This is a genomic window from Bradyrhizobium cedriense, from assembly GCF_054602315.1.
The window spans coordinates 223,776-237,837 of sequence record NZ_JBTSWB010000010.1 but is presented as its reverse complement, the minus strand read 5'-3'; the positions used below and the strand labels follow the sequence as shown (position 1 = coordinate 237,837).

Sequence of the window (14,062 nt, the reverse complement as noted above, 5' to 3'; positions counted from 1 at the left end):
TGGAGAAAGGACTACGCATGCGCGCCAGACGGGACGAGGTCGCTTCACGTTTAATGGGTCGGAGCAATCTGCGCCCCAGCGATAGAGGCCATGGTGCCCTCAGCGGAGACTTTTTCCAAGGATCGCGATCTGGAGGACGGTGATCCATCTGCGCTTCGTTCCGTGCGATACGCGCCAGCTCTGGCGGCGCCGCTGAAACGCGATATCTTCCCCAATACCGTCTGAGAAACATGGCCTGTGTGTTCTTCCATGTTCGTATAGTCCGGCAACATGGTCGAGTGTCGACCAGCATGTAGCGGGCCACGGCTGACACCTGCTGCGATCGATGCGAAGCGGCTAATTTGGTTCGCCCACAATGAAGAGGAAGCCCTCCTCGGGAACTGAGGCAAGAGTGTCAATCGCCCAGTCAACTTTGGCGCGGCCAAATAGCTCGATCAACTTTACAGCTTCGGGAGAACGTTTCGATTTATCAGAGGCGGCGCTCGCGCCAAAGGCGAAGACGAGTCCATGGCCACTAATAGAATCTGCCCTTTTTACCGAAACATCCCATTGCGCCGCCGAAAACACGTCCGCGATTGCATAAGCATTGCGCGGATTTCCATTTAGCTGCGGCCAAAAAATATTGAAGTGAAATCTACTGTTCTGCGGAACTTCGCGAAGCAGCTGAATGAGACGTTCCCTTTCATCATCTTCCAGAGGGTATTTCGGCTTCAGCCGCTTCGACATTTCAGACAGTCTTGCGGATAGACCTTGGTTTGCATTTTCCAAGGCGTCCACCCTTGATTTCGCCTGATCTGGCGACGCTCCTCCCAATTTGTCTTTGTAGTCATCACGTTGTGTCGTTATCAAATTGATTGTTGCGTCTCGACTCGCAATAATCCCGTCGCGATTGGCTATGATAGCGGCGTACCGCCAATCCAGAGCAGCCCAAGCGACGGCAAACACGCCAAAGCTCAAGACCAGAGCGGAAGCCGGCGCACTCCGAAGCGTTTTTGCTTCTCCAAGAATATACTTGATGACGATCTCAAACATGGATTTCCTACGACAAGGATGCGCCCTCGGCGCGCAATGCTAAGACTTGCCGGCCTAAGAACTGCGTATCACTGTCCGTTTCGTGTTGCACGATATCCAGCTTGATCACCCTCCTTCTGGCACACGTACGCACCCCGATTCGTGTTAGCGTACCATCGCATTCCCCTGAGATGATAAATGCCGGTGGGGATGTTCACCCAAACCACCACGTCGGTCGGGCAATGCTTCTGAGCTTCCGCCTCAGCCGCGAAAAGTTGGACACTGCTCTCGAACGCCAATGCGACCATTGACGTCGAAAGAAGAATGGCACCTGCAAGACAGGCTTTCAAACCCCGCATGCTTCTCTCCCAACGGCGATGCGCTAGACAGCCTTCGCTTAACCGATCGGACCTATCGCTCTGCTTCGCCGAGGCCTACCCGAACTGAAGAAGCCCGCGCATCTGGTCTTCTCGGTGCAGGATTGGCATTCGGCAATAAATGCGTTCTTCCAATCAGAAATAGACTGAACTGCGTAGGGCCACACGGAGGGCGGAAGAACGCAGCGCTGCAGGTTGTAAACCGACACGTTGACATTGGCCGCGACGAGAAACTCTACCGCCTCAGCTAACGCCGCCTGATAGTCAATCGGATCTATCCAGAGTTTCGCCTCGTTCGCGATGGCAAATCCGGTGTTTTCAAGCCCCATCAATGCAACATGGTCAACGAAGGAAAGATTCCGCGCCAACCACTGGCAGGTTTGTGAAATTATTGGTGCGGTCTGGGCATGCAAGACAACACGCACCTCGACCCGCTGGCCTCTGTCTTTGAGTTTCAAAATGCCAAGGATGGTCTCGTCGAAAGCACCTTTGGCTTGCACGACGTAGTCGTGTACGTGATCCACCGCCGCATAGACCGGGATAGCCGCAATCAGGCTGGGGTGGTTCACCTTCCGCCAGGCATCGACAATTTCCGAGTTTGCGAATGCGCGGCCATTGGTCAACACTTGGATAGCTGTCTTCGGAAGCTGATCGCGGCACTGAGAAAGAATACTGATGAAGCCGGCCCAATCGGATAAGGGTTCTCCGCCGGTAAACGTCAGTGTGCGCGTCTCTTTGTCTAAGAGGGGCAGGCTCTCACGTATCTCATTCAGAATCCAACGATCATCAATATCCTTTGGCGGCTGAGAGCACATCAGGCAATAATTGTTGCATCGCTCAGTCACCAGGAACGAGTTGTGGCGGGAGTTGTGCCTATACAGCGTTCGGAATTTGCCCGATGGAGCGTGAACGCCGATGATGTCTCCTTCACCAAGATACGAAAATTGAGCTGAAACAGTAATCGCGCGGCGCGGCATGCGGTCAGCTGAGAGAAAACGCCCCGTGCCGTCATCGATGGCGAAAATCGACTCATCGCTATTCTGAACTGCCTGCTTCAGGTCATCGTCTGTCCGCACGATTATGAAATCAGTCTCCGCCTTCGGAGGCTCAGCATCGAGCGTCCTCAATCGAACAACCGATCGCGCCTGCTGTTCTAGCCCGCGACACAGCGCGGCTGTACCGAACAAAGGGAGGGTCATGCGTCGGCCCAGCGACGCAAGATCGCCGCATCGCGGGGCGATTGGTCGAGCAATTGCAGCAGATGATGCATTATTCCCTTCTGCCTAGCGCAAAAATCAGAAAGAGGCTTGATGCCGAGCGCATCGCCTTGCGTCGCGTGGTGATGCACGGGATTTGCGCCGCAATGACTTTCGAAGACGCAAGTTGAACAATCAGGCGCACATTGCGTCAAGGAGGTCGAAATTGCATCGACGAGCTTGTCCGAAAGAACAAGCGAACGATAATTGTCTTCGTTCACATGCCCCAACCGAAAAGTGTTATCGCCTGTCTCAGCGAGCATGCGTCCTTCATCAGAAGCAAAGACGCTACCGTCATAGTTATAGACTAGCGCTCCTATTCCGACACCGGCAGGACTGCGCAGGTCCACGTAGCCAATCGGCTTGTCAGTCAACATGCGGGTCAACAGCAAGGAGGAGTAGAATTCCCGGAATGGAATCCCTTGATGATTGATGTCCAAAATTCGCCGGAGCCCGCGCTTGTAAAACTGCAGCCAGCTCCTGGCGTCGTACCGATGGTATTGTTTTGTTTTGATCGCAAAACCGAATGGAGATAGCGGACGAAGAAAGATTCCATCCAGGCCAAGTTTCAGATACTCGTCGACTATCTCATCAACTCGATCCAAACTGGCTTCGGTCGTGGTCATCAGCGCGCCAACCCGATCCGCTCCGAGCACCTCTTTCGCCCGGCGGATGCCGCTTACGGCCAGCTCATAGCTGTTGCCACCGGATCTTGGCCTATTCTTATTATGCAGGTCCGCGGGACCGTCCAAGGAAGTCGAGAGCAGAATTTCATTGGCCTTACAGAACGCCAAGACTTCGTCGTCTAACAGGGCCAGGTTCGTCGCAATCACGAAATCGACTTTCTTGCCCGCGGCCACGGATCTTGATTGCGCAGCGGAGACAATCATCTTGATAAGGCCAAAATTGAGAAGTGGTTCGCCGCCCTGGAATTCGATCTTTATCCTCGATGACCTGCTTTGAAACGCGATCTCCAACGACCGCTGTGCAGTTGCCTCGCTCATGTCAAATCGGGAATGATCGGTGCTTTGGCGCGACACCTGGCAATAGGGGCACGAGTGTTCGCAGCGCAAAGTCACGACAAACATATGGAGTGGCGTCACTTCGCGCAGGAATGACATTCGGCTTCGAAGGCGAAGGGCTAAGAGCTGCTGCTGCCCCTTCTGACGCGATCCCGTAATCAAATGAGCCGCATACGCCTTCTCGTAAAGGCCGTCGCCCGGCTTCAACTTCAGATCGGCCAACCTGTTGAGTTCATCCTGTGTCAGGCGGATGAAATCGCCCACCATATTTGAGACCAGGAATTGCTCAGCCCCGGTTCGCTCAAAATGAAAGGGCAGTAACGCGAGCTCATCACTTGGCGAGCCAAACGCTTGAGCAGCGAGGAAACGGGCCATATGTAGCCAGCGCTCTGTGTTAATTCTCGTTTTGGGAAGCGGCTAACGATCCGAAAGCAAGCGCCAAGATGACGTTACGCACCCCGTCAGTTTTTGCCGACACGCGCGCCCTCAAGTTCTCGTCTGTTACCAGGTCGAGAAACCGCACCTTTAGCGCGTCGGCATCAATTATTGAAAAGCCGCCGCTTGTGCGGCCATCTTGAAGAGCAAGATGGCAGACCAATCGATTCCCAACTCTTTCGAGCTGGCAGGTAGCGGTTCCGATGAGGCGATACGCAGCCGCTTCCAACGGCCCCAGCTCCTGGACGCTCGAATCAAAATCTACGTCAATCGCAATTTTCGGAGCGCGTTGGTCAGTAACGGCTTGATGCATGCGAAGCGTGGGAGGCGTGAGAAGCATGGGACGCGTGCGACGCATGCTGCGCAACTATTGTCCCGTCGGGCTGTCTGGTCATCACAAACCCGAGGAGGTCGTCACCGACCTGGAAATGCCCGCTCGGTTTCACTTGGGTGGTCGCCGCACTGACGTCGTTGGTCGAAACAATTGTGTCAGTATTGATGATAGCCGCGTCCGCTTCCGTTCCAAGCGCCTGCGCGCCTGTGAGAGAGGCTAGGGCGGCACCTAAAGAAATTATAGCTTTTGATCCACGAGGCATCATCATTCCCCTGTCCACAATTTGGGCAGTAGAGCCAAATTTTGAGAAAGTTGCAATACGCCAAAGGATCAATTTTTGCGAGGGCCATGATATGTCACTGGATTAACTATGAAAATCCTGGTGGAGCTGGAAGGAGGGCTGCCGCACTAGGCGCGCCGCTTCTGTCCAAGTGCCCTTACCGCCACTGCCTGATAAGAGCTGGGTCCGACCGACCGCTCATTGTAAAAAAGCAGTTCGAATCCCCTAAGCGCATCGCGAATTTCTCCTGCCTTGGGGAGTTCTAGATAGTTTTGTCCTTGTCCACCAAACGTCTCAATGTAGATGTGACCGCCGTTTTGGAGCGCAGCATCCAAATCTGAAACGATCCTTTGTACGGCGTAGTGGATGCAAAGGACCGCTGAGAATGAGGCGTCTGCGAAAGGCAGCCGGCCGCACGCAAGATCGGCGCATACCGAAATAACACGGCCGCACGCATTCGAACGTCGAGCTGAGAGGCAAATGTCATCTGCTGATCTTTCGGCCGATCTAAGTCGATCGACGTCATTATCAACCGCAACGACATCATACCCCAGAGCAGCGAACGCCAGCGCATTCCGCCCAAATCCGGTCGGCGCATCTAGGATCGGCGCACCATATGAAGACGTAAACCTATCGCCAAACTTCATCAGCGTTGCGGAAGGAATGAGCGGCGAAGGAGAGTTGAGTATTGCCAATGAGCCGTCTCCCCGCAACTTCACACTGACTCGCCGCCCAAAGTGGAACGGACGACGCAGACGAATGCCGCATCGTCCTCCTTAGCTCATGGGTGTTGCTCGTTCTTGGCGGCGCGCATTCCTTGAGCGGCGGTATCTCGTTCACACATGTATGCGCCGTCCTTGGTTGTTCCGTAGTTGTGAGTGCCGCTGAAGTGATAGATTCTTGAGTGCAAGTTCGCCCAAACAACCGTGTCGGTCGGACAAGTCGCTTTGGCCTGCGCTTCGGTTGCGAACTGGCCCGCTGCCGATGGTGTACCTGTCGACGGCGCAGGAGTTGTTCTTGCGACTGGAGCCTGTGCAGGTCTTTTAGTCGTCGCAGGCGCCTGGGCCGGAGCGTTTGCCGAGGGTGGTGGAGGAGCCGGAGCCGCAGGGGCGGGCGCCGGGGCAGCAGTCGGGGTCATTGCAGCTCCGCCACGACACTGCACTACGTAGGCTTTTTCCGTTATACCCTTGGCTTGAAACCCGGCTTTATCGGCCCTCCATTCTTCAACGCACGCTTTCGCAGTTTTCGGCTGCCCCGTGCTGGGAGCTGGCGCAGTAGTTGTAGGTCCTGGGGGCGGGGCCGCGGGAGCGGCAGTTGACGTCGCCGCGCTACCAGCGCGGCACTGCGCTACGTAAGCTTTCTCGGTAATGCCTTTGGCTTGAAAGCCCGCTTTGTCCGCTCTCCACTCGTCGGTGCAAGCCTTCACTGTCTTGCCTTGAGCCCAAGACTCAGAAGGCACCAAAGACGCTCCGAACACCGCAGCGCACAAGATGGTAGCCAGTTGCCTGTTCATACGTTATCTCCCAAGACTACTCTCTCATCTTCATTCAGAATTCGAGTCCGACATCTTTGCCAAACGGCAACGTACCGCTTCTCGAAAGATCTCGAAAGAGGTGAATTTCTCAGCTCCCTCGGCAAACTCACCCTCGACATATCCATCATCGCGTATTCGAAATCCCACGCCAGAAAGATATCCGGTCTGCTGCCCCAACGCCCGCCCGATCAGCACGGTCTCAACGTGAAGCGGCGGCTTTAAGGGATTGACCTGACCCTTCAGGCGAACTTGCTTGAAAGGAATATACATTCCCGTCGGCACGGACGGCGCGCGCACTGGCAGCGCGCATTCTAGGCCTTGAATCGCGTGCTCTCCTCGTTGGCAGGGCGATGAAGTTATCTCGGATAGATCCTTAGCCGAGATCTCAGTCCGGCGCGCCAATATTGCGCGATGAGGGGCTACTTCGTATTCGAAATATAAATTGGCCTCTACCTGTACGCGCCGGCGGATCCGTCCTTTCACGTTTTCCTCCCTGCAAGCTCAAACTAAATTTGCGCAATAGACTCGATCCCTAGTTGTCCCGCTGCCATCGCTGCTCAATCAGTTGAATATCAATGCGGCCAGCCCGACTAAGCTGGAATATCGCTAGCAGGCGCACTTAATTCAAATGAAGGATTCAAATGAAGGCGGTTCTGCGTGCCAACGCACCAGCTCCTCCATCGCGATGAGCACGATCCTGTCTGTCAGCACAGCTGATTGGATGGCCTCCTCGGTGAAACTGGACGTCGTAATGATGAAGCCACGGTGTGCATCTTGTTCCTCGGCGACACCCTTGAATTGTTGAATGGTCGGCCGGCCCACTTTATTTTCCATCGAATTTCGCTTGCATTGCACGATAATTAGTCCGTCAGGATGGATGGCAAAACCGTCTACGCCAAAATCGTTCGATTTCCGTGTGGTCCACGCTTCAAGTCCCGCCCTTTCAAAGAAACTCATGATGTGTCGTTCAAAATTGAACGGATCCATGTCGAGTAAATGCTGCCGCAGCGCGACTTCCGTCACCGGCATTGCGAAACGGGTGGCGTCCATCGGCTGCTCCTTCATCGCAGCCTTCATTTGCGCGCTGGTCCGACGCAACCGTTCATCTGAAACAATCGCGTCGATAATTTCGGCAATGTGCGTTTGGGCCTCTGGGCTTGTCACGACGGATTCAATGATGGAGGTGATGCCGGCGGCCCCTAGAAAAATGAGCAGGAGCACCGGGACGCCAAGTGCCCCGCCAAATGCCGCAATCCCGGCAGCATGACCACCGACCAACGGAATGGTGGCGAGCGTTGCAGGGAGCGCTATCTTCATCGACCAAGGCAAGTTCGATTTGCGGTAGTTCGAGACGGCTTCCGAGACACTGCTCGCAACTGCCACGATAGCCTTGCGCGAGTTGATGAGCTCGTTCAATTGCTTGAATTTATCAATGGAGCGAATGTCGCTCGCGACAATATCCCGCGACTGACTGAGCCATCGTATCGCAACCGCCCGGTCTTCTGGACGGGAGGCGTGTTTAACGGCTGAGGCGAAGACGCTAATCAGCCACTTCCTAATGCCATCAGTTACACTGTCGAACACGGCTTCTCCAAAATGGCCCAGATGCGGCGCAGGAACTCTTCTATTTGCAACTGATCTCCAAATCGTCGGTATCGCGCGGCAATTCCTCCTTCTCGTTCGTCTTTAGACTTACAAATTTCATATTGACCCGAGGTGGCACAGCGAATTCTACATCGAGGTATGCGGTGCCGAGCTTCATGGTGTTTTGAATGCGTTTCGCCGTCGCGGCACTCGTAACAAGAGCAGATATCAGCGCGCCGCCGCTCGTGGCCTGCGCAGCGATGGCGTTCACCTTCTGGACGTCCGCGTTGCCGTTCGACTTCAGCCGCAATCTGGCCTTTGGCGGAAGTCCCCACGTCACTTTAAAAGTCGTAACCTCGTAACCCATCTGCTCGAGGACCGGCAGCGCGTCGCTGATTTGCTGCGTAAAGGTATTGAACTCGGTCATGAGCCTGCCGGTCGTCTCGGAAAAATCAAGCAGCGACAGATCCGGAATCGATGGGATCGAGACGGATGGCATTGAAGGCATCGCAGGCATCATGTCCCGAGCAGACTTAGTGATGACATCGATGCGGCTGAGCGCATCTTCGGCTCGAACAGAGGCCACACTCGAAATTAGCACGGCTAGCACAAGAAGCGGTCTCATTACATTTTCCTTCAGGTGTGTGACCTTCGGCATCTTCAAACAGCCATCCCGTTGCGTCGCCTCACCAACTCTCTGCCTCCCCAGATTTCTCTGTGAGCACAATTTCATTGGCACCGCGCATATTGAGTGCGGGTACCATCACGGCCAATCCAGACGAGCTTATCTCCACTCACGGCTAGCTGGACGGTCGCTTTCCATTTTTCGCCCGCATTAGAGCACGAAGTCGCGACGCTCCAGCTCGACGCCGCCGCTCTTATGTTCAAAAACTCACAAACACCGCCGGCAGATGAGACTGCCCGACGCGAATTGATGAAAAGGTCAGGCTTCGAACCAGGGTCGCAAACCGATTCGGACCACGATCCGACAAAGGTTTGTTCGACCCGCAATGCTGGTCCCAAGGCGAGCAATTCCTGTGTTTGCGTGTCCCACCTGTCGTCCAAAGCGAGATTGTTAGTTGCCTTGAAATCGCGAAGGGCTGACCGGGAAAATGAATCCCAACCCCTCGCTGGGCCGCGCAAAAATCCAAGTTCCCTCAAGCGCGATTGAAGCCAAAGCACGTTCTGCGGCTCACCTAGATCAAGGGTCGGCAGGAGATTGTTTGGGGTGCTGTTGGGGGGTGGTAAATCCGGTTGTGCAGATGATGGGCTCAAACCAAGTGGTACGCTTTGCTTTTCGGGCGCAGGGTTCGTCATAGTGATCTTTGGTGGCGGCTCCGCTTCTTGACGACTGAATTGCGGGGACACCGAAGGCTGCTTCTCGTTTGCGGGGACAAGAGAGCCTGAGTTCGCAAATTTGGTACGAACATCGCCCTGAAGAAAGCTCGCTTGAATCAGCGCAACGCATACAAATGACGAAAGTAACACAATGGTGGGCCAACGCTTTGCCGTCTTGATGTAAGTGATGGGTGCCGGCAATTCGACCAGAGTGCGCTTCAGGGTCTCGATCATCCGGTAAAGCGGCTCCGCCGCGTGAGCGCTGGATATCTGTAGCTTGCAGTTCAAGCCACCTGCCGAGTGAAACGTCAGTTCCCCGTAGAGACAGACGGGTAGTTGCGCATTGTTGATGAAGCGACGGTCGGGGTCACCGGACTTGTTTACATAACGCCACGTATGATCAACAACGGTGGCATCGGAAGGAACACGCTCTTCCTCAATGAATCGTACAACGTTGCTTGAGAACTCCAATTCTTGATAGCTAACGGACGCGATCGCTCCCTTCACCACTATTAGCGCCGCGTCCGGCAGCAAATAGATTTGATCAGAGCCGACACGAAACGTTGGAAGAGCTGCCCTCCCACGAAGGCAATCAGGCTTTCCAAAGCGCAGCGATGTCAATTTGCGCCTGTTTAGACCTGTCGCGCCCGCGTTACGCTTCCAGTCCGTTGTCCGACCTTCAGCTTCTACTATCCACACGGCCCTGCACTGCATCAGTTCAGTGAATGCTGTCGATAGCGCTTGAGAGATACGGGCCGTCAACCTATCAGGATCAAACACCGCCTTTACGGAGCGGCGGTAGCGGTCCAAAAAGATAGTCATCGGGACAAACACCGTTGCAAATAGCGCTGTGACGCCCATCCACCTTTGCTGTTCAGCCTGTATAAGCGCAGCGATAAAGAGCAAGAGACAGACGGCTAAAACAGCCGGAGCCAACTGGATGCGCCGGCCCGCCGCGTTCAGAATGGAGGCGAGCTGGCTCGTCGATAGCGCGCTAATTTGCGACGCGGTCGCATTTTGGAGAACCTTCAGGTGTTCGTATTGCCGCGGTGGGGCGAGATGAGCGCCCGGCGTCGAGGGCAAAATGTCTTCGTTCTCAGTCATCTTGCGGGCATGGGGTTTGTACTCACTCCAGGACAATCCAGTTCCCGGAATTCCGGCCGTGACGCGTGTGCCTTTGGGCCCGATCGTGTAGTGAAAGCCCCTCCCGCCCAGCGATACCGAAGCGCCGCGGTTGCTGAGATTTATCTTGACGCCGGGCAATAACTTGACCGATCGACGGAAACGAAATCCCATCAGCTACTCCCCATCCCGAACGGATAATGGTAGCAGGCAGGCTCTTCTGCAAGCAAAAGTCGCCGCAACGGCGCCGGGAGTTCTTTCCTACTTGGCGGCTTCAGGCACGTCGCTACGGATCTCCGCCCCCGCTTCGGCATCCGCTAATTTGGCCATTGGCCAGTCATTTGTTCGCGCAGGACAAGCAAGAGAACGAAATAAGCCAACGGAGAGTTCGAATTCCCACTCGATCGGTGGCCCACCTGCGGAGGAGGCACCACTGCGGAATCACTCAGCGTTATTCATTGAATGCAACGACCAGCCAATCAAATCAGTCAAGACCGCGCTCAAGCAAGTTCTCGCGCTCGCAAAAGCTTGCTCGGCGGCCTCGTCTGGCCGCGCGCGCGGTGTGGCCACCGCTCACCGGGCCGGTAGCGATTAAGCATGGCCTTGAAGAAAGCCGAGGCGTCGCCTTGCTTTCGAAGCTGCGCGTCGCCAGCTCCTCGGGTTTTGAACGTCTCCCGCATTCAAGCCACCCCTGCCGCAAACTCGAACTGCGCCTCGCAACTATCATGCGCGCATATCGGCTTTTTGAGAATGAAGGGCCGCTGGAATTTCGTCCGGCTGCACTTCTTGCAGGCGAACTGGCTGCGGAAAGTCTTGAACTCCTCCCAGCGCGCCTTCTCGTCGCCTATCGAGCCGTCGCCATATGGTCCGTCCTGGAAGTGGCTGCCAAAATTCTCGATCTCGCCCTTCACCAAGCTGTCGAGAAAGCGATTGTTGACGCCGGGCACCAGCGCAGGCGCGAGCTTGGCATCCTTGAGCAGGCCGGCAAGCGCCGAGGCCAACTCGCCGCGTTCGTAAGAATAGGGCCTCTCCAGCGGCCGGATCCGCACGCTGCCCCCGAAATCCCGACAGATGCCGAGAAGCCATTCCTCCTCGGCTTGGCGCATCTCGTTGGCCGCCGACTGGCCCGCAGCCCAACGCGCCTCGATCATCTCGTCGCTCACTTTGTGGTCAGCGAAACGCGGCCCGTAGGCTGGATCAAGGCCAATGATCCGAGTGAAGTGCCACGCCTTTGCCTCGAGCTGGTCCTTCAAATAGTTGAAAAACCGCTCGTCGTGGGTGGTAATCAGGATTTGGCTGCCGCCGAACATTGTGGCGATGAGCCCGGCAATAGTGCGCCGATGATCGGCATCGTAGGAGGTGACGATGTCATCCAGCGCGATGATGGGCGCGCCGACATTAAACTGCTGGATCGCCGCCATTCTTAACGCCAGCGCCACCGAATGGATCTGTGAGTCGCTCAAATAGCCGCCCGGTTGCACGCCTGTGCGGTTCTTGGCGAAATCGATCAGGAGGTTGAGCCGCTGCTGGTTCGTGTCGTCTTCCGCAGGCAGCTCCAACCGGATCGGCGCGGCACCAGCGCCCTGGATCAGCTTGTAGATGTCATTCATCGGCGTCTGAAGCTTGTCGAGCAGCGCCTGCACCTTCTTGCGGATCTCGGCCGAGATTATCGTCGCCTGCGCCGTCAAGGCGTCGGAGAGCTTCTCCAGCTCATCTTGCGTGCGCAGCGCAAGGTCCCGCTCGGTTTGTAGCTCCAGCAGCCGATCGATCTTCGCCTTGGCCTTGATGTAGGTGTGGTCGCCTTGCTTCGATTCGATGTCGGTGATGGCCAGATCGAGAGTGGCGAGCAGCTTGGCGATCGACGCAACGATATCGGCCGAGGCTGGCACGGCAGCCTGAGGCCAGCCGGTGATGCCAGCTTGGTACGCGATGAGATCGGCTTTCAGTTCCGCGTCATCGTCGCCGAGCAGACCGATAAGCCCCGGCAATGCCGCCACCAACTGGGTATGAGCTTTGGTCGCCGCAGTCTTGGCCGCGTCGAGCACCTTCTTGGCGGCGGCATAATCGGCCAGCTCTTCCAGATGTTTGGCGATATGCGCTCGGATCGCCTCGGCGCTGCCCGCCGGCGTGTCGGCTACTGGCGTTTCACAGACTGGGCATATAGCAGGGGCCGGCACACCCTCGGCGAAAAGCGGCTCCGCGGCACTCCACAAGGCCTGAAACATGGTGCTCGCCGCCTTGCCGCGTTCTTCCGCTTCCTCGACGACTGCGGCTGACAGCGCCCCTACGGCCGCATCAAAGGTCGGAATCGCGCCGCCGATAACAGCCACGCCGCTCTCCGCGTCCGCTGCCTCCACCCAGAAAGCCGCCGCCGCATTGCGGATCTGACGCAGGCCTGCAAGTCCTATCTTGTTCTCTTCGGCCTTAGCGCGCGCTCCCAGCTCGAGATAGGCCGGATCACCAGCCGTCAACGCCGCCAGCACCAGCGCCGCGTCGAGGGGAGCCAGAACCGACGTGTTGACGTAAGCAAGTATCGCCGCCGCATCCCAGGCTTTCACCACCTGGTCCGTCTCCCTAGCAAGTTGGGTGTCTACACGCTGCAGCGCCGTCCCATCCCCCGAGGCAGCCTTCACCTGCGTGCGCAACGCGCGAATATTTTTCTGCACCTCGACCAGCGGGCCGAGCTGCAGCCAATTGGCGACATCCGCATAGCGCTGTTCGGGCGTATGAATTTCAACGAACGTGCGCAGCGCGTGCCCGCGGATGATTGGTGGCACCGCGAAGCAGGCGTTTACAGTCGCGGCCACTGCCGGCATCGGCCGCTTCGCCCCTGTCGCCGATCGGCTGCCGTTGATGGCATTCTTGCCCGAGACGACGCCAATCGTGACCGCCGGAGCGATCTTAGCCTCCTCCGCCAGATTGTGCGCCAATGCGATGGGGCCGGCCTGGTTGTTGATAGTGCGCTGTCCGAGCCTTTCGAGTGTGCCATCCTTGGAAAACATGAATTCCAGCGCATCGATGACACTGGATTTGCCGTTGCCATTCGGCGCGAAGATCGCCAGACAGCGCTTTTTGCTGAAATCGAACGTCTTTGGTTGGAGATATGCGCGGAATCCGGCAAGTCCCAAGGACCGGAGGAAGTAAGGGTCAGTCATTGGCCACCTCCGGCTTCGGAGGATTGGCACGTTGGCCTGCTAGTTTCAGGATGGCATCCTTGGCCTGAGCGACGGCATTCTGCGCGGGCGCAGCTTTCAGAATGTGGGTCTTCAGGATCTCCGCCAATCCGGCATCGAGACCTTCTCTCTGCTTCAGGCTTTCTCCCAGTGTCGTAAGAAATACCTCCGGCGAATCTGCCGGCTCTGCTTCACCCTCCACGCACTTAGCCCCCAATTGATAGTCCCGCCATCCACAACGCAACAAAGCGAGCGAGAGTGTGATGAGCACAAAAAGGTACCGAACGATAGCATGGGCTCCGGCACCGTTTTTTGTCGATCTAGGCCTATTGCACGCCGAAAAACATCAACTGAAAGCGCTCCTCGTTGTCCAGCTGTAGCCGCTCGTGGCAAGCGAGAGATAACGCGGACGGAGGGCACCAAGCTGGTTGAGATGGAGCAACCTTGCCTGTCAAAGCTGCTTCGAGCGCGCTTCAAGCTGGTTTCAGTGGAAAAGCCGCTGCACATGCCGACGGCGTTCGACCAGAGCGTTGAAATGGCGCTAAACCCATATTGCAGGCGTAACGAAGCTGGCCGGATCACAGCTGTCGCGGCTT

General features: G+C 56.4%; 12 protein-coding genes. All 12 read right to left on the bottom strand.

The features are described from left to right. Positions 1–336: 336 nt before the first annotated feature. The 12 genes from ACYCVF_RS33260 to ACYCVF_RS33205 all read right to left on the bottom strand — a co-directional run bounded on the left by ACYCVF_RS33260 (position 337) and on the right by ACYCVF_RS33205 (position 13,668). Positions 337–1,032 (bottom strand): tail fiber assembly protein, encoded by a 696-nt coding sequence (locus tag ACYCVF_RS33260; RefSeq protein WP_459607111.1) that lies wholly within the window; start codon positions 1,030–1,032, stop codon positions 337–339. A 376-nt stretch (positions 1,033–1,408) separates the two neighbouring features. Continuing rightward, positions 1,409–2,587, bottom strand: coding sequence for a His-Xaa-Ser system radical SAM maturase HxsC (gene hxsC / locus ACYCVF_RS33255; protein WP_459607109.1), 1,179 nt, complete (start codon positions 2,585–2,587; stop codon positions 1,409–1,411). After that, a complete protein-coding gene (gene hxsB, locus ACYCVF_RS33250) occupies positions 2,584–4,041 on the bottom strand; it encodes a His-Xaa-Ser system radical SAM maturase HxsB (protein ID WP_459607107.1) in 1,458 nt (485 codons plus the stop codon). Before hxsB ends, hxsC begins: the two co-directional genes overlap by 4 nt. 19 nt (positions 4,042–4,060) lie before the next feature. Further along, entirely contained in the window at positions 4,061–4,441 is a 381-nt protein-coding gene (locus ACYCVF_RS33245; protein WP_459607281.1) for a hypothetical protein, read from the bottom strand. Further along, entirely contained in the window at positions 4,395–4,697 is a 303-nt protein-coding gene (gene hxsA2 / locus ACYCVF_RS33240; RefSeq protein WP_459607263.1) for a His-Xaa-Ser repeat protein HxsA2, read from the bottom strand. The genes ACYCVF_RS33245 and hxsA2 overlap by 47 nt, the downstream gene beginning before the upstream one ends. A gap of 146 nt (positions 4,698–4,843) precedes the next feature. Then, entirely contained in the window at positions 4,844–5,410 is a 567-nt protein-coding gene (locus tag ACYCVF_RS33235; RefSeq protein WP_459607106.1) for a class I SAM-dependent methyltransferase, read from the bottom strand. 848 nt (positions 5,411–6,258) lie between these two features. Continuing rightward, entirely contained in the window at positions 6,259–6,732 is a 474-nt protein-coding gene (locus tag ACYCVF_RS33230; RefSeq protein ID WP_459607104.1) for a hypothetical protein, read from the bottom strand. 141 nt (positions 6,733–6,873) lie between these two features. Further along, positions 6,874–7,833, bottom strand: coding sequence for a restriction endonuclease (locus ACYCVF_RS33225; protein WP_459607102.1), 960 nt, complete (start codon positions 7,831–7,833; stop codon positions 6,874–6,876). 40 nt (positions 7,834–7,873) lie between these two features. Beyond that, positions 7,874–8,458, bottom strand: a complete 585-nt coding sequence (locus ACYCVF_RS33220) for a hypothetical protein (RefSeq protein ID WP_459607100.1) — start codon at positions 8,456–8,458, stop codon at positions 7,874–7,876. 104 nt (positions 8,459–8,562) lie between these two features. Next, on the bottom strand, positions 8,563–10,467 hold the full coding sequence (locus ACYCVF_RS33215; RefSeq protein ID WP_459607098.1) for a DUF4236 domain-containing protein: 1,905 nt from the start codon (positions 10,465–10,467) through the stop codon (positions 8,563–8,565). A gap of 506 nt (positions 10,468–10,973) precedes the next feature. Then, positions 10,974–13,448 carry an AAA family ATPase gene (locus tag ACYCVF_RS33210; protein ID WP_459607096.1) on the bottom strand — a complete coding sequence of 825 codons (2,475 nt, stop codon included), beginning with the start codon at positions 13,446–13,448 and terminating at the stop codon, positions 10,974–10,976. Continuing rightward, positions 13,441–13,668: a hypothetical protein gene (locus ACYCVF_RS33205; RefSeq protein ID WP_459607094.1), complete on the bottom strand. Its 228-nt coding sequence runs from the start codon at positions 13,666–13,668 to the stop codon at positions 13,441–13,443. Before ACYCVF_RS33205 ends, ACYCVF_RS33210 begins: the two co-directional genes overlap by 8 nt. Between the last annotated feature and the right edge of the window lie 394 nt (positions 13,669–14,062).

Excerpts from the sequence above, each read along its gene's own strand:
- hxsC (WP_459607109.1), bottom strand. The coding sequence starts at position 2,587 with ATGACCCTCCCTTTGTTCGGTACAGCCGCGCTGTGTCGCGGGCTAGAA.
- ACYCVF_RS33210 (WP_459607096.1), bottom strand. The coding sequence starts at position 13,448 with ATGACTGACCCTTACTTCCTCCGGTCCTTGGGACTTGCCGGATTCCGC.
- ACYCVF_RS33245 (WP_459607281.1), bottom strand. The coding sequence starts at position 4,441 with ATGCTTCTCACGCCTCCCACGCTTCGCATGCATCAAGCCGTTACTGAC.
- hxsA2 (WP_459607263.1), bottom strand. The coding sequence starts at position 4,697 with ATGCCTCGTGGATCAAAAGCTATAATTTCTTTAGGTGCCGCCCTAGCC.
- ACYCVF_RS33260 (WP_459607111.1), bottom strand. The coding sequence starts at position 1,032 with ATGTTTGAGATCGTCATCAAGTATATTCTTGGAGAAGCAAAAACGCTT.
- ACYCVF_RS33215 (WP_459607098.1), bottom strand. The coding sequence starts at position 10,467 with ATGGGATTTCGTTTCCGTCGATCGGTCAAGTTATTGCCCGGCGTCAAG.
- ACYCVF_RS33220 (WP_459607100.1), bottom strand. The coding sequence starts at position 8,458 with ATGAGACCGCTTCTTGTGCTAGCCGTGCTAATTTCGAGTGTGGCCTCT.
- hxsB (WP_459607107.1), bottom strand. The coding sequence starts at position 4,041 with ATGGCCCGTTTCCTCGCTGCTCAAGCGTTTGGCTCGCCAAGTGATGAG.